Source organism: Mesorhizobium sp. P2_B5, from assembly GCF_056404775.1.
The window spans coordinates 26,096-41,180 of sequence record NZ_JBFUDJ010000018.1; the positions used below are offsets into that span (position 1 = coordinate 26,096).

Genomic DNA, 15,085 nt, shown 5'->3' on the forward strand with positions numbered 1-15,085 from the left:
CTAGGGTCTCCGCGACGGAGCTTCGCTCCTGCTTCGCCCTAGGATGACGAACGCTGGGTTGGCGCATTACTCACCGCCCCATAAACTGGCGTTTCAATCCCCTCCATCCGCGCCTTGATCTGCAGCGCCACATATTTCGAATAGAACCGCGACAGCGCCAGGTTGCCGCCGTGGAACCACAGCGCCTCCTGCGCCGTCGGCTTCCACATGTTGCGCAATTCGCCTTGCCACGGTCCGGGATCGCCCTTGACGCCGGAGCCGAGGCCCCAGCATGGCCCGACCTTGTCGGCGACCTCGCGCGAGACGATCGCCGCCACCGTCTCGTTCATCGACTGATAGCCGGTGCACGAGATGATCGCATCGACCGCCAACTCGCTGCCGTCGTCGAAGGCAATGCCGGTCGGTGTAAGCGATTTGATGCCGACGCCGCTCTTCACCTTGATCTCGCCGTTGATGATCAGTTCGCAGGCGCCGACATCGATGTAGAAGCCGGAGCCGGTGCGGTAGGCCTTCATCAGCAGCCCGGTCTCGTCCTCGCCGAAATCGATGGCGAAGCCAGTGGCGCGCAGCCGGTCGTAGAAGGCCGCATCGCGTTCCTTGATCACCTCGTAGAGGTCCCGCTGGCCCTTGGGCACCAGCGCGAATGGTGTCGAGGCGACGATCAGGTCGGCCTTGTCGGTGGTGATGCCGCGCGCCAGGGCCTTCTCGGAAAAAATCTCGAAACCCACCTCCATCAGCGTATCGGATTTCACCACCGTCGTCGGCGAGCGTTGGATCATGGTGACGTCTGCGCCACTCTCCCAGAGGTCGACGCTGACATCGTGTCCGGAGCTCGCCGCGCCGATGACCGCGACCTTTTTGCCGCGGAATTTCTCGCCGCTCGCATATTGGCTGGAATGCAAGAGCTCGCCCTTGAAAATCTCGGCGCCGGGCAGCGCGATCTTCCGTGGCGGACCGTAGGCGCCGGTGGCAAAGACGACGTGCTTCGGCTTCAGCGTGATGTGTCGGCCGGCACGGTCAACCACCACCGTCCACACCTTCTCGGCCTCGTCATAACTGGCGCTGACGCATTTGGTGGCGACCCAGTAATTGAGCTCCATCACCCTGGTATACATCTCCAGCCAGTCGCCCATCTTGTCCTTGGGCGTGAACACCGGCCAGTTCTCGGGGAACGGAATATAGGGCAGATGGTCGTACCAGACCGGATCGTGCAGCACGAGCGAGCGGTAGCGGTTGCGCCAGGAATCGCCGGGGCGTGCATTCTTCTCGATGATGATGGTGGGCACGCCGAACTGCCTCAGCCGCGCGCCGAGCATGATGCCGCCCTGGCCGCCGCCGACGACCAGGCAATAGGGCTGCTCGGTGGCGCCGAGGTCGCGCGCCTCGCGTGCCCGCGCCTCCGCCCAGGTCTCCCGCGCCGGATCGGCCTTGTGACGAATACCGAGCGGCCGCGCCGGACCCTTTTGTTCCTCGAACCCCTTGAGCTCGCGCATCGCCGTGAACAATGTCCGGCAGCGGCCCTCCTTGAGGCGCAAAATCCCCTCGCCGCGCGCGACAGAGGTTTCGAACGTGAACCAGGCTTCGACGGTGCCTTCGTCCGACGTCGCTTCGCCAGACAAGGTCCAGTGTGACGGCTTCACTGTCGCCAGCGTCGCCTGCAGCATATCGCGGATGGCGTCGCGACCCTCCATGGTCGTGATGTTCCAGGTGAAGGTCAGAAGATCGCGCCAGTAGCAGTCGTCGACGAACAGGTTGGCGGCCGCCTCGATGTCGTCCGCTTCCAGCGCCCGCGCAAGGGCGGAAAGCCATGTGGACGCCTGTTTCGATGGAGCCACGTCGAGCATCTGTTCTTCCCTTGTTTTGCGCTCTCATTGTTTCGAAACATGGCGCCGCCGCAAGGGGGTCAGGCCCGCGACGTACCTTTTTGGGGACCGCCGCCGCGCCATTCAAGACACCTCTAAACATATGACTTTTTTATATTCTTTGTCTTTTCCCTATCTCGAATACAAATGCCTGGCCTTCTATTTTCCCGAAGCAGACGGTTGATCCGCTGCAGGCAGTCGCCGCTTCCCGGCGACGACCGTGAAATGAAGAAGGGAAATCCGATGTATCGCTGCCCCCTTTATTTGCAGACTCATCGCCCGCTGCCGGTGTCGTCGGTGAAAGCCGACATGCAGACAGTGGAGCACGGCCGGCGCAGGCCGCCGATCGCCCCTTTCAGGCTGACCAAGGTGCTTCTGATGATCGGCTTCCTGCTGACTGCCGCGGCCATCGCCGCGTCGGTTTCCTGATCCCAATAGAAGAGAACGACCATGCCCACCTCGGTACCTCCCCGACCGTCCACCACCACTCACCGCTTTGTCATCGGCCGCGATGGCGAAGGCCACTGGATCGCCCGCGACGAACAGGGCCAGACCGGCGGCGTCTTCGCCGACAAGGTCTCGGCCATCCGCTTCGCCACCATGGAAAGCGACCACCAGGCCGGCGCCATCCGCTTCGCGCCTCGCTCAATGCGCCTTTCGCTCTTCAACTGAAACTGTTTCACGCGCAGCCGTCCGTCTCGCCGGATGCGCAGCAGTAACCCGTCATGGAAACCCCTGATGCAACCGATCTGAGCAGCCTGCTCGATCGCTTGATCCATACGCGCCGACTTCTCGAACACCAGCTGTTGGAGGCAGCGCGCAGCCTGTCCATCGACAGGTCATCTAAGGCGGGCCGGCGCTTTGCCGGCCTGGTCGAGGCCGGCGCTATGCTCGACGCCACCTTGCTGCTGGTCGCCATGTCGGGGCGCACAGTCTCAAACCTCGTCACCACCGGCGAAGGCTGGACGTGCACCATCCGGTCTACCGTCGTGACGCGTGCAGCGACAAGAACCTTCACCTCAAGCCATACCGACTTGCCCGCCGCGGTCCTGGCAGCGCTGATTTTTTCATTTCTGAATGCGGATGAAAGCCCGGCGGCAAAGCGGCTTTCCCCAGCCAAAAGGACAGTGTGCGTACCATGAGCCCTGAACAAGCACGAAGCCGCCTCAATGGCGCCATGACCGCGCTGGTCACCCCCTTCTCGAACGGCGAAGTCGACCTGCCCGGCCTGACCACGCTGCTGGAATGGCAGATCGAACAAGGCATCAACGGCCTGGTGCCGTGTGGCACCACCGGCGAGGCGCCGACCCTGTCGTGGGAAGAACGCCTCGACGTCATCGCCACATGCGCGAAAATCGCGGGCGGCAGGGTACCGGTCATCGCCGGCACCGGCACCAACAGCACCGAGGCGACGATCGCCTTCACCTCGGCGGCGCAAGCCTTCGGCGCCGATGCCGCGCTGATCGTGACGCCATATTACAACCGGCCGACCCAGGAAGGCATTTTCCGCCATTTCGAAGCCGTCGCCCGCAAGGTCAGCATTCCGATCATCGTCTACAACGTGCCGGGGCGCACCGGCGTTGACCTGACTGTCGAGACGCTTGAACGCCTGGCACGAATACCGGCCATCGTCGGCGTCAAGGATGCTACCGGCGACCTGAGGCGGCAATCGACGCTGCCGGCAGTGCTGAGGCGCCGTTTCGTTTGCCTCTCCGGCCACGATTCGACTGCGTTCGGCTTCAACACGATGGGCGGCCGCGGCACGATTTCCGTGCTCTCGAACGTCGTCCCGCGCCTTTATGTCGAGATGCACGATGCCCTGCGGCGCGACGATGCCCACACGGCAAGAGCAATCCACCATCGGCTGCGGCCGCTGATTGCGGCGCTGGAACTGGAGAGCAACCCAATTCCGGTGAAATATGCCTTGCACCTGGCGCTCGGATTGAACGCCGATGTCCGCCTGCCGCTGACATCGGTGGAGCCCCAGACCGCCGCCGCCATCCGCGACGCCATGCTGACGCTGGCCGGCAATGACAGCAGCGTCTTCAATTCGAGACAGGCCGTTGCGAACGGCGGACTGTGGTGGGGCTAGACTGGCGCCTAGTGTCGGAATTGGGCGCCAGTTCGGCGCATTTCATGGCGCCTCCCTCACGCCCAGGCATGAAGCTGTCCTTGTTCTCTCAAGGAGAGTTTGCATGCGTGGTCGTTGCTTATGTCGCGCCACTGCTTTTGAAGTCGATGGCCCAGCACATGCCTGCGTGGTCTGTCATTGCGAAAGTTGCCGGCGGCAATGCTCTGCGCCGATGACCAGCTATATTGGCGTCTTGGACAGCCAATGGCGATGGCTGGGCAAGCCACCGAAGGTCTTCAACTCTTCTCCCGGCGTGGAAAGAACGTTCTGCGATCAATGCGGCTCGCCGCTGTCCTTCCGCTCAAAGAACATGTCCGGTGTCATGCATTTCTTTTCGGCAGCGATGGAGGAGCCGGAAAAATTTGCACCTACGCTGCATGTCGCTTTTGAGGAGAAGCTCCCTTGGTTGAAACTCGCCGACGGCCTGCCGACCCGTGTTGGGCCTGACTATACGAAAGGCTAGCGCGGGCTAGTTCAGCCGGCTTTGCGTTTCTCCTCCAGCGCATAGACAAGCCCAGGGCGAACGATCCATTCGCCGCTGCGCAACGCATCGACATCGAAGCGCCCATCAGGGACGCGCGGTGCAACGCCGACATAGCGATACCGGTGCCCGCTTGCATCGACGACCGTCTCGGCAATGGGTTTGCCGGCGAGATGGCCGATGGTCGCGCCCTCGGTCCGAAAGTCGCTCAGGATGAAATATTCGGTTGGCACACCGCGCCCGATCCTGCCGGTCATTTTGAATGGATTGAGGCTCTTGCGCATTGGATCACCGATCGCGTTCAGCGGCGATCAGATGCGTCATCTCCGGATCAGCCGACGCGCATGACATAGTCGGCGACCGCATAGGAATTCGAGAGGACTGCGCGGCCTGATTTATAAACGCCGTATAGGGAGCGGCGCGGCAGCGCGCGGGCTGCAGCGAAATCTTTATAGGAATTTTATATCTTTCCTCCGCGGCCCGTCTCGAACCTTTATGGCGATCGGGTCCATATTCCATTCCGAGCAAAACGCTCCGACCGCCGTGGCCGATCGAGGTACGGCGGATCGTTTTCATGGAATTTCTGGATCGCCAGCAGCTGGCGCCAAATACAAGCAACAGCAAGGAACACTACAATGGACATCGTCGTCATCGGGATCGAGGTTTTGTTTTTCGCCCTTTCCCTCGCCTACATCAAAGCCTGCGACGCGCTTTAAGCGGAAGGATCACACCATGCTTGTCGATTACATCCTCGGTGGCGGCGTGACCTTGTTCCTGCTCGTCTACCTGACATACGCCCTCGTTCGCCCAGAACGCTTCTGATCGCTCCTGGTGCAAGGCACGGAAAGCTATTCTCATGACACTCAACGGATGGATACAGATCCTCGTCTATTGCGGGATCGTCGTTTTGCTGGTGAAGCCGCTCGGCGGCTACATGTATCGCGTCTTCAACGGCGATCGCACCTTTCTCTCGCCCATACTTGGCCCGGTTGAACGCGGCCTCTATCGCATCTCCGGAACCAGTGAACGCGAGGAGCAGCACTGGACAACCTATTCGGCAGGCATCATCTTCTTCAGCCTTGCCAGCTTCCTGGTGCTCTACTTTCTGCAGCGCCTGCAAGGTGTCCTGCCTTACAATCCGGCGGGTATGACAGCGGTCGAGCCCAATCTCGCTTTCAACACCGCCGTCAGCTTCGTCACCAACACCAACTGGCAGAATTACGGCGGCGAAAGCACGATGTCCTATCTCGTGCAGATGGCCGGCCTGACTGTGCAGAACTTCATGTCGGCCGCTGTCGGCGTCGCCATTGCGGTGGCGCTGATCCGCGGCTTCGCCCGGCACTCGGTCAAGTCGATCGGCAATTTCTGGGTCGATATGACCCGCTGCACGCTCTACGTCCTGCTGCCGCTCTGTATCGTACTCACCCTGGTCTATGTCTGGCTCGGCATGCCGCAGACGCTCGGGCCGTATGTCGATGCCACCACGCTGGAAGGCGCCAAGCAGACGCTGGCGCTCGGCCCCGTCGCCTCGCAGGTCGCCATCAAGATGCTCGGCACCAATGGCGGCGGCTTCTTCAACGCCAATGCCGCGCATCCCTTCGAAAACCCGGATGCTATCTCCAACCTGATCCAGATGGTGACGATCTTCGCGCTGGGTGCGGCGCTGACCAACGTCTTTGGCCGCATGGTCGGCAACCAGCGCCAGGGCTGGGCGATCCTGGCCACGATGGGTGTGCTGTTCATCGCCGGCGTCGCCGTCTGCTACTGGGCGGAAGCCGCGGGCAATCCGCTGGTCCATGCGCTCGGCATCGACGGCGGCAACATGGAAGGCAAGGAGAGCCGCTTCGGCATTGCCGCTTCGGCACTGTTCGCGGTCATCACCACGGCAGCAAGCTGCGGCGCCGTAAACGCCATGCATGACTCGTTCACCGCGCTTGGCGGCCTGATCCCGATGGTCAACATGCAGCTCGGCGAGGTCATCGTCGGCGGCGTCGGCGCCGGCTTCTACGGCATCATGATGTTCATCATCGTCGCCGTCTTCGTCGCCGGCCTGATGGTCGGCCGCACGCCCGAATATCTCGGCAAGAAGATCGAGGCCAAGGAGGTCAAGATGGCGATGCTCGCCATCCTGTGCCTGCCGCTGGCGATGCTGACCTTCACCGCCATCGCGGTCGTGCTGCCAAGCGCCGTGGCCTCCATGGCCAATGGCGGGCCGCACGGCTTCTCCGAGGTTCTCTATGCCTACACCTCGGCGGCGGCCAACAACGGCTCGGCCTTTGGCGGCCTTTCCGGCAACACGCCCTGGTACAACATCACGCTTGGCATCACCATGTGGGTGGGTCGCTTCTTCGTCATCATCCCGGCGCTCGCCATTGCCGGCTCGCTGGTGGCGAAGAAGACGGTACCTGCTTCCGCCGGCACCTTCCCGACCGATGGTCCGCTGTTCGTCGGCCTGCTCGTCGGCGTCATCCTGATCGTCGTCGGCCTGACCTTCTTCCCGGCACTGGCGATCGGACCGATCGTCGAGCACCTGGCTGCCATCAACGGACAGACCTTCTGAGGCTTGTCATGTCCTGGTTCAACCCGAAACGCAGGAAGGGCCGGCCGCGAGCCGGCACCGAGGGGGAGGATCCTCCCCCTCCCTTCCCCAGCGTGTCCACCTTCCTCGGCCTCGCGGCAGTCATGATCGTGATCTGGCTGCTGGCCTACGGGCCGTCGCACCTTTTCTCGGCATCCGATCGATCGGTGCCGGCCAACATTTCAGATACTGGAGCCACCAAATGAGCCAGTCCAAATCCGCGGTCATCATGGATGCCCGCATCCTGTGGCCCGCCATCGGCGGCGCCTTCAGGAAACTCTACCCGCGCACCCTGATCAAAAACCCGGTGATGTTCGTCGTCGCCATCGTCTCAGCTCTGACCACGGTCCTGTTCGTCAGGGATCGCTTCACTGGTGGCGGCGATTTCGGCTTTACCCTGCAGATCATCATCTGGCTGTGGTTCACTGTGCTGTTCGCCAACTTCGCCGAAGCCGTCGCCGAAGGCCGCGGCAAGGCGCAGGCCGACTCGTTGCGCAAGGCGCGCACCGAGACGCAGGCCAAGCTGCTTGCCGGCGAGGACCGCTCCAAATTCAAGCTGGTGCCCGGCACCAGCCTGAAGGTCGGCGACATCGTGCTGGTCGAAGCCGGCGACATCATCCCGTCCGATGGCGAAGTGATCGAAGGCGTGGCTTCGGTCAACGAGGCGGCGATCACCGGCGAGTCCGCACCCGTCATTCGCGAATCCGGCGGCGACCGTTCGGCCGTCACCGGCGGCACCCAGGTGCTGTCCGACTGGATCCGCGTGCGCATATCGGCCGCTTCCGGCCACACCTTTCTCGACCGCATGATCTCGCTGGTCGAAGGTGCGGCGCGCCAAAAGACACCCAACGAGATCGCGCTCAACATCCTGCTTGTCGGCATGACGCTGATCTTCGTGCTAGCCACCGCAACGATCCCGAGCTTTGCCTCCTATTCCGGCGGCTACATCTCGGTGACCGTGCTCGTCGCCCTGTTCGTCACCTTGATCCCGACCACGATCGGCGCGCTGCTGTCGGCGATCGGCATCGCCGGCATGGACCGCCTGGTGCGCTTCAATGTGCTGGCCATGTCCGGACGTGCCGTGGAGGCCGCCGGCGACGTTGACACGCTGCTGCTCGACAAGACCGGCACCATCACGCTCGGCAATCGCCAGGCGACGGAATTCCGTCCGGTCAAGGGCGTCACCGAACAGGAACTGGCCGACGCGGCGCAACTCGCCTCGCTGGCCGACGAAACGCCGGAAGGCCGCTCGATCGTCGTGCTGGCCAAGGAGAAATACGGCATTCGCGCCCGTGACATGGCAACGCTGCACGCAACCTTCGTGCCCTTCACCGCGCAGACCCGCATGAGCGGCGTCGACGTCGACGGCTCGTCGGTGCGCAAGGGTGCGGTCGATTCCGTGCTTGCCCATGTCAACCAGTCGACGGTCGCCGCCCACGGCACGCGCCCAAGCAGCGAGTCCGTCCGGGATCTCCAGGCGGTTGCTGACGAGATCGCCAAGTCCGGCGGCACACCGCTGGCGGTCGAGCGTGACGGCCGCCTGCTCGGCGTCGTCCACCTCAAGGACATCGTCAAGGGCGGCATTCGCGAGCGTTTTGCCGAACTGCGCAAGATGGGCATCCGCACCGTGATGATCACCGGCGACAATCCGATGACGGCGGCGGCGATCGCGGCGGAAGCCGGCGTCGACGACTTCCTTGCCCAGGCAACGCCGGAGGACAAGCTGAAGCTGATCCGCGACGAACAGGCCAAGGGCAAACTTGTCGCCATGTGCGGCGACGGCACCAACGACGCACCCGCCCTTGCCCAGGCCGATGTCGGCGTCGCCATGAACACCGGCACGGTCGCCGCCCGCGAGGCCGGCAACATGGTCGATCTCGATAGCGATCCGACCAAGCTGATCGAGATCGTCGAGATCGGCAAGGCGCTGCTGATGACGCGCGGCTCGCTGACGACCTTCTCGATCGCCAACGACGTGGCCAAGTATTTTGCCATCATCCCGGCCATGTTCGCCGTCTTCTACGTCGCGCCGGGACAAACCACCGGCCCGCTGCAGGCGCTCAACATCATGCATCTGGCGACGCCGCAGAGCGCCATCCTGTCGGCCATCATCTTCAACGCGCTGATCATCATCGCGCTGATCCCGCTGTCGCTGAAAGGCGTCAAGTATCGCGCGATCGGCGCCGGCGCGCTGCTCAGCCGCAACCTGCTGGTCTACGGCCTCGGCGGCGTCATCGTCCCCTTCGTCGGCATCAAGGCGATCGACATGATCGTCACCGGCCTCGGCCTCGCTTAAGGAAACACATCCATGCTCACCCAGATACGACCCGCGATCATCATGATCGTCTTCTTCACTGTCCTGACCGGCCTGATCTATCCCCTGGGGATGACCGGAATCGCCCAGGCGCTGTTTCCGCACCAGGCCAATGGCAGCCTGATCGAGAAGGACGGCAAGGTTATCGGTTCCGAGCTGATCGGCCAGGGCTTTGCCGGCGACAAATATTTCCATGGCCGCCCTTCGGCTGCAGGCGACGGCTACAACGCCGCCGCCTCCAGCGGCTCCAACCTCGGCCCGACCAACCCCAAGCTGATCGACCGCATCAAGGGCGATGCCGACAAGCTGAAGGCGGAGAATCCGAACCAGCCGGTGCCAATGGATCTGGTGACGACCTCCGGCAGCGGCCTCGACCCCGACATCAGCCCCGAGGCCGCCTACTTCCAGGTCGCCAGGGTGGCCAAGGCCAGGGGCTTCGACGAAGCCAAGGTCAAGGCGCTTGTCGACAGCCATGTCGAAGGCCGCGAACTCGGCTTCCTCGGCGAACCGGTCGTCAATGTGCTGGCGCTCAACCTGGCGCTGGACGATACCAAGTGAGAGACAGTCTTTGAAGCCTAGCGCCGGGGATCGACAGCATCCCCGGCGCCGTTCATGATCGAGCCTGATGCCGGACGACAGAAGCAACGACACCAGACCCTCTCCGGACGCGCTGCTTGAGCATGCGGAACGGGAAGAGCGCGGCCGTTTGCGGATATTTCTCGGTGCCGCCCCCGGTGTCGGCAAGACCTACGAAATGCTGATGGCCGGCCGCGCCAGGCTTGCCGACGGCGTCGACGTGGTGATCGGCATCGTCGAAACCCACGGCCGCAAGGAAACCCAGGCGCTGGTCGAAGGCTACGAGGTCATCCCGCGCCAGAAGGTCAGCTACAAGGACCGCGTGCTGGACGAGATGGACATCGACGCCATCCTCGCCCGCCGTCCGGCGCTGGTGCTTGTCGACGAGCTCGCCCACACCAATGCGCCCGGCAGCCGCCACCCCAAGCGCTATCTCGACGTCCAGGAACTCCTGACCCGCGGCATCGACGTCTACACCACGCTCAACATCCAGCATGTCGAGAGCCTGAACGACGTCGTAGCGCAGATCACTCGCGTACGAGTGCGCGAGACGGTTCCCGACTCCATCATCGACCAGGCTGACGACATCGAGATCATCGATCTCACCCCCGACGACCTGATCAAGCGGTTGAAGGAAGGCAAGGTCTATTTCCCCAACACCGCCCAACGCGCGGTCGAAAACTATTTCTCACCCGGCAATCTGACGGCGCTTCGCGAACTGGCGCTGCGCCGCACCGCCCAGCGCGTCGATGAGCAGTTGCTCAACCACATGCAGTCGCATGCCATCCAGGGTCCGTGGGCGGCCGGCGAAAGGGTGCTTGTCTGCGTAGACTCGCGTCCGGGCGGAGCCTCCCGCATCCGCTATGCGCGCCGGCTGGCCGACCGGCTGCGCGCGCCCTGGACGGCACTCCACGTCGACACGCCGCGTTCGGCCACCATGTCCGAGGAGGACAAGGACCGGCTGGCGACGCTACTGCGCCTGGCTGAGCAACTCGGCGCCGAGGTGACGACCATTCCGGGCCAGAACGTTGCCCAGGACATCGTCCGCCACGCGACGGCCAACAATTTTACCCACATCGTCATCGGCAGGCCAACCCGGTCGCGCTGGCGCGAGCTGATCGAAGGCTCGCTCACCTACGATCTCATCCGCAATGCCGGCGACATCAGCGTCCATGTCATTTCGGGAACCGAGCGCGGCAACGAGGCGGCCTCGCGGAACGTCAAGGCAGCGGACGAGCAATGGCAGTTCGATGTCTGGCCCTATCTCAAGGCGACGGCCTTCGTTGCCGGCTCGCTCGGTTTCGCCGCCCTGCTCGACCAGTTTCTCGACGTCCGCAATCTTGCGATCATCTTTCTCATCGGCGTGCTGACATCGGCGGTGGCCGGTGGTCTGTGGCCGGCTCTATATGCCTGTGTGGCCAGCGCCCTTGCCTTCAACTTTTTTTTCCTCGAGCCGCGCTACACGCTCACCATCCGGGATCCGGAGAGCATTGTCGCGCTCGCCGTCTTCCTTGTCGTTGCCGTCATCGCCAGCAATCTGACTGCGCGCATGCAGCGCCAGGCGGTCGCTGCCCGCTCACGCGCTCGGGCGACGGAGGATATCTACCTCTTCTCCAAGAAGCTTGCCGGCGCCGGCACGCTTGACGACGTGCTCTGGGCCACGGCCTTCCAGATCGCCTCGATGCTGAAGCTGCGCGTCGTGCTGCTTTTGCCTGAAGATGGCACGATCACCGTCAAGGCCGGCTATCCACCCGACGACACACTGGCCGAGGCCGACATCGCCGCCGCCCGCTGGGCCTGGGAGCACAACCGTGCCGCCGGCCGTGGCGCCGACACGCTGCCCGGCGCCAAGCGCCTCTATCTGCCCTTGCGGACAGGCCGCACCGCCATCGGCGTCGTAGGCCTCGACAACGACAAGCAAGGGCCGCTGCTGACGCCTGAGCAGCAGCGCCTGCTCGACGCGCTGGCCGACCAGGCGGCGGTCGCCATCGAGCGCATTCAGTTGGTCGCCGATGTCGACCGCGCCAATCTGGCGGCCGAGGCCGACCGGCTGCGCTCGGCGCTGCTGACCTCAATCTCCCATGATCTGAAGACGCCGCTTGCGGCCATCATGGGCGCGGCCGGCACGCTGCGGGAATACGCACCCTCATTGCCCGAGAGCGATCGAGCCGAGCTGCTGACCACCGTGCTCGACGAATCGGAGCGGCTGAACCGCTTCATCGCCAACCTGCTCGACATGACCAAGATCGAGTCCGGCGCCATGGAGCCGAATTTCGCTCTCCACTATGTTGGCGACATCGTCGGCTCGGCCTTGCAGCGGGCGCGCAAGATCATTGCCGGACACAAGACCGAAGTCGATATTCCGGCCGATCTGCCGATGCTGAAGCTCGACCCCGTCCTGTTCGAGCAGGCGCTGTTCAACCTTCTCGACAATGCCGCAAAATACGCGCCGCCGGGGTCGACCATCCGCGTGCAGGGCTGGGTCGACAATGGCTCCGTCGTGCTGCAGGTCATGGATGAAGGACCGGGCATTCCACCCGCCGACCTGGAGCGGATCTTCGACAGCTTCTACCGGGTACGCAAACGCGACCAGATCCAGGCCGGCACCGGGCTCGGCCTGTCGATCTGCCGCGGCTTCATCGAGGCGATGGGGGGCACGATCACGGCGGCGAACCGCAGCGACTGCACGGGCGCGGTCTTCACCATCCGCATGCCGAGGCCGGCACAATCGCCCGGCATCGGCGCGGACGGGCAAGCATCTGGTGATCTCGCATGACAAATTCCAACGTCAGCATACTGGTGGTCGATGACGAGCCGCCGATTCGCAAACTGCTGCGCGTCGGCCTCGGCAGCCAGGGCTATGCGGTCAGCGAGGCGCCCAACGCCAGGGCCGCGATCGAGATCGTCGATACGCAAAAGCCGGATCTGATCCTGCTCGATCTCGGCCTGCCCGGCATGGGCGGCCTCGATCTCTTGCGCAAATGGCGCGACGACGGGCTCGACGTCCCCGTGGTCATCCTGTCCAGCCGCACCGACGAGGCCGGCATCGTCGCCGCACTGGAACTGGGCGCCGACGATTACATCACCAAACCATTCGGCATGAACGAGCTGGTCGCCCGCATCCGCGTGGCGCTGCGTCACAAATTCCAGCAGCAGGGCGAGAAGCCGGTCTTCCACACCGGCGATCTCAGCGTCGACCTGGTCAAGCGCATCGTCAAGGTCGAGGGCAAGGAGGTAAAACTCTCGCCGAAGGAATACGACATATTGCGTATTCTCGTGCAGCACGCCGGCAAGGTTCTCACCCACCATTTCCTGTTGAAGCAGGTTTGGGGCGATTCGACCGACGTGCAGTATCTCAGGGTCTATGTCCGCCAGCTCCGGCAGAAGATCGAAAAATCGCCCGACCAACCGCGCTACATCACCACCGAGACCGGCGTGGGGTATCGGCTGCGCGAGCTTGAATGACCGGGCGCTCAGTCAGCCGACAATTCCGCCGTCCGGGTCAGTGCGCCGCCGAAGCCGTTGAGCGGGATGGTAAAGCTCACCGCTTGCCCGGTGTCGGCCGCGAAGGTGTCGATCTTCAGCGTCGTCCCTGCCTTGAGCAGTGGTATGACGCTGGCATCGAACGCCACCGGCACCAGGCAACCGACGGCCTGGCAGGTGTTGAACGGCAGGCTGCCATCCAGCTTCTGGTCGTCGATGGTCAGGCTGACGCCCTTGGCCAGCGCCAGGCCGAATGGCAGCGCCAGCGTTCCGGCCGCATCCTCGCCGCTCTTGCTCGACAGCTCTATTGCCAGCAGGCGCTGGTTGGTTTGCTTGTTGAATTGCTGATGCGACAGGCTGCAGGCCTTATTGGTCCCCGTTATCTGGCAATTGACCGTCCAGTCGCCATGGGTTTCGGACAGCGCCGACGCGCCGCCAGGCAGTGTCGGGCCAGCGGCAGCGGCGGCAGGTGCTGCCTTGTCGGTCTTGGTCTGCGCGGCGACCGCCGCCGGGCCAAGAATACAGACGCTGCCCAGTAGCGCTGCGAAATATACTTGCCTGCTTTTCATCAATATCTCCCGATTGTGCCCCGAGCCAGCCGCCATTGAGCTCAAGGACCGCGCCCGATAGAGCGTTCATTCGATCTTTTCTGTCAAGTGCGGGCAGGTCGCATCCGCCACGGGCTCCGCCGATTTCGCAACCCATGGCAGATCGGGACGAACGCCCTATATAGGAGGGAGGCTATGTCTGTGCGGGAATGAACGGATGTCGACGCTTCGTCTATCGACAATTCTGATGTCGGCGATGCTGGCGGCGGTGACGCTGCCGGGCATGGTGCAATCTGCCTCGGCGCAGGCCGTCAATCCCGGCACAAACCGGCTGATCCAGCAGAACGAGCTGCAGCAGTTGCGCAACAGCCTGCAGCGGCAGCAGTTCCAGCAACAGCAGCAGCAATATCGCGACCAGGACCGCCGGATCGTGCCGCAGCCGCGCCCTGAAGTGCCGGTCGTCAGGCAAGCTTGCCCAATTCAGATCGTCGGCAACCAGATTGTGCGTGTTTGCCGTTGATATCGGTCGCTTGCGATTTACTTAGTCGACTTATCTAATAAAAATGCTTCATTGCCTCGCGGGCATTTTTGGGGTTTGCAGGCGGCGTGCGGCGGTGCGCCCGGGTTATCAGCAAATGGCGACGACGAAGAAAAAGGCGGTGCGCAAGGCAAGGCGAGGTGAGCGGATTCGCCAGGTCGCCGCCATACCCTTTCGCCTGGACGCTGACGGTAATTTCGAAGTGATGCTGGTGACGTCGCGCACAACGAAGCGCTTCATCGTGCCCAAGGGCTGGCCGATGAAAGGCAAGAGCGGGCGCAAGGCCGCCACCATCGAAGCACGGGAAGAGGCGGGCGTGCTCGGCAAGACCCGCAAGGCGCCGGCCGGCAGCTATTCCTACTGGAAACGATTGGAAAACAGTTTCGTCCGCGTCGACGTCGTCGTCTACCTGCTCGAAGTGTCCGAGGAACTGGCCAACTGGCAGGAGGCCAAGAGCCGCCAGCGCGCCTGGCTCAAGCCGCAAGACGCGGCGTTACTCATCGATGAGCCCGATCTTTCGACATTGATGGCAAACCTGGCGACCACGCAGCCAGCGGCGCCAGACCCGGCCTGA

At 63.3% G+C, this 15,085-nt stretch carries 17 protein-coding genes; 13 read left to right on the forward strand and 4 right to left on the reverse strand.

Annotated features, from left to right (window positions below; all coding sequences use genetic code 11):
• Positions 1-38 precede the first annotated feature (38 nt).
• The gene (locus AC1D1N_RS31090) at positions 39-1,844 is read right to left on the reverse strand and encodes an NAD(P)-binding domain-containing protein (RefSeq protein WP_477353116.1); all 1,806 of its coding nucleotides are present in this window, start codon (positions 1,842-1,844) and stop codon (positions 39-41) included.
• Positions 1,845-2,134: 290 nt separating this feature from the next.
• Positions 2,135-2,320, reverse strand: a complete 186-nt coding sequence (locus tag AC1D1N_RS31095; RefSeq protein WP_477353118.1) for a hypothetical protein — start codon at positions 2,318-2,320, stop codon at positions 2,135-2,137.
• On the opposite strand from AC1D1N_RS31095, the gene AC1D1N_RS31100 reads away from it, so the two are divergent.
• The 4 genes from AC1D1N_RS31100 (at position 2,313) to AC1D1N_RS31115 (ending at position 4,456) form a co-directional block, all read left to right on the forward strand.
• Positions 2,313-2,534 carry a hypothetical protein gene (locus tag AC1D1N_RS31100; protein WP_477353120.1) on the forward strand — a complete coding sequence of 74 codons (222 nt, stop codon included), beginning with the start codon at positions 2,313-2,315 and terminating at the stop codon, positions 2,532-2,534. The genes AC1D1N_RS31095 and AC1D1N_RS31100 overlap by 8 nt on opposite strands.
• A 53-nt stretch (positions 2,535-2,587) precedes the next feature.
• Positions 2,588-3,004, forward strand: coding sequence for a hypothetical protein (locus AC1D1N_RS31105; protein ID WP_477353122.1), 417 nt, complete (start codon positions 2,588-2,590; stop codon positions 3,002-3,004).
• Entirely contained in the window at positions 3,001-3,954 is a 954-nt protein-coding gene (dapA, locus tag AC1D1N_RS31110; protein WP_477353124.1) for a 4-hydroxy-tetrahydrodipicolinate synthase, read from the forward strand. Before AC1D1N_RS31105 ends, dapA begins: the two co-directional genes overlap by 4 nt.
• A 103-nt stretch (positions 3,955-4,057) precedes the next feature.
• On the forward strand, positions 4,058-4,456 hold the full coding sequence (locus tag AC1D1N_RS31115) for a GFA family protein (protein WP_112562615.1): 399 nt from the start codon (positions 4,058-4,060) through the stop codon (positions 4,454-4,456).
• A gap of 11 nt (positions 4,457-4,467) precedes the next feature.
• Here AC1D1N_RS31115 and AC1D1N_RS31120 read toward each other — a convergent pair whose 3' ends face one another.
• Entirely contained in the window at positions 4,468-4,758 is a 291-nt protein-coding gene (locus AC1D1N_RS31120; protein ID WP_112562918.1) for a hypothetical protein, read from the reverse strand.
• A gap of 448 nt (positions 4,759-5,206) precedes the next feature.
• On the opposite strand from AC1D1N_RS31120, the gene AC1D1N_RS31125 reads away from it, so the two are divergent.
• The 7 genes from AC1D1N_RS31125 to AC1D1N_RS31155 all read left to right on the forward strand — a co-directional run bounded on the left by AC1D1N_RS31125 (position 5,207) and on the right by AC1D1N_RS31155 (position 13,407).
• Entirely contained in the window at positions 5,207-5,296 is a 90-nt protein-coding gene (locus AC1D1N_RS31125; protein WP_023669708.1) for a K(+)-transporting ATPase subunit F, read from the forward strand.
• A 34-nt stretch (positions 5,297-5,330) separates the two neighbouring features.
• The gene (kdpA, locus tag AC1D1N_RS31130; RefSeq protein ID WP_112562617.1) at positions 5,331-7,034 is read left to right on the forward strand and encodes a potassium-transporting ATPase subunit KdpA; all 1,704 of its coding nucleotides are present in this window, start codon (positions 5,331-5,333) and stop codon (positions 7,032-7,034) included.
• Between the two features lie 8 nt (positions 7,035-7,042).
• Positions 7,043-7,258 (forward strand): hypothetical protein, encoded by a 216-nt coding sequence (locus tag AC1D1N_RS31135; protein ID WP_112562619.1) that lies wholly within the window; start codon positions 7,043-7,045, stop codon positions 7,256-7,258.
• Positions 7,255-9,348 carry a potassium-transporting ATPase subunit KdpB gene (kdpB, locus tag AC1D1N_RS31140; RefSeq protein ID WP_477353127.1) on the forward strand — a complete coding sequence of 698 codons (2,094 nt, stop codon included), beginning with the start codon at positions 7,255-7,257 and terminating at the stop codon, positions 9,346-9,348. The genes AC1D1N_RS31135 and kdpB overlap by 4 nt, the downstream gene beginning before the upstream one ends.
• 12 nt (positions 9,349-9,360) lie before the next feature.
• A complete protein-coding gene (gene kdpC / locus AC1D1N_RS31145; protein ID WP_112562623.1) occupies positions 9,361-9,924 on the forward strand; it encodes a potassium-transporting ATPase subunit KdpC in 564 nt (187 codons plus the stop codon).
• Positions 9,925-9,991: 67 nt separating this feature from the next.
• Complete coding sequence (locus AC1D1N_RS31150) at positions 9,992-12,718, forward strand: DUF4118 domain-containing protein (protein ID WP_436261360.1); 2,727 nt, start codon at positions 9,992-9,994, stop codon at positions 12,716-12,718.
• Positions 12,715-13,407, forward strand: coding sequence for a response regulator transcription factor (locus AC1D1N_RS31155; protein ID WP_436261361.1), 693 nt, complete (start codon positions 12,715-12,717; stop codon positions 13,405-13,407). Before AC1D1N_RS31150 ends, AC1D1N_RS31155 begins: the two co-directional genes overlap by 4 nt.
• A gap of 8 nt (positions 13,408-13,415) precedes the next feature.
• On the opposite strand, the gene AC1D1N_RS31160 is transcribed toward AC1D1N_RS31155, so the two are convergent.
• A complete protein-coding gene (locus AC1D1N_RS31160; RefSeq protein ID WP_436261362.1) occupies positions 13,416-13,994 on the reverse strand; it encodes an invasion associated locus B family protein in 579 nt (192 codons plus the stop codon).
• A 226-nt stretch (positions 13,995-14,220) separates the two neighbouring features.
• Here AC1D1N_RS31160 and AC1D1N_RS31165 point away from each other — a divergent pair, with 226 nt between their 5' ends.
• Together AC1D1N_RS31165 and AC1D1N_RS31170 are read left to right on the forward strand one after the other, a co-directional pair.
• Positions 14,221-14,493 (forward strand): hypothetical protein, encoded by a 273-nt coding sequence (locus AC1D1N_RS31165; RefSeq protein ID WP_192259130.1) that lies wholly within the window; start codon positions 14,221-14,223, stop codon positions 14,491-14,493.
• A gap of 115 nt (positions 14,494-14,608) precedes the next feature.
• Entirely contained in the window at positions 14,609-15,085 is a 477-nt protein-coding gene (locus AC1D1N_RS31170; protein ID WP_112562633.1) for an NUDIX hydrolase, read from the forward strand.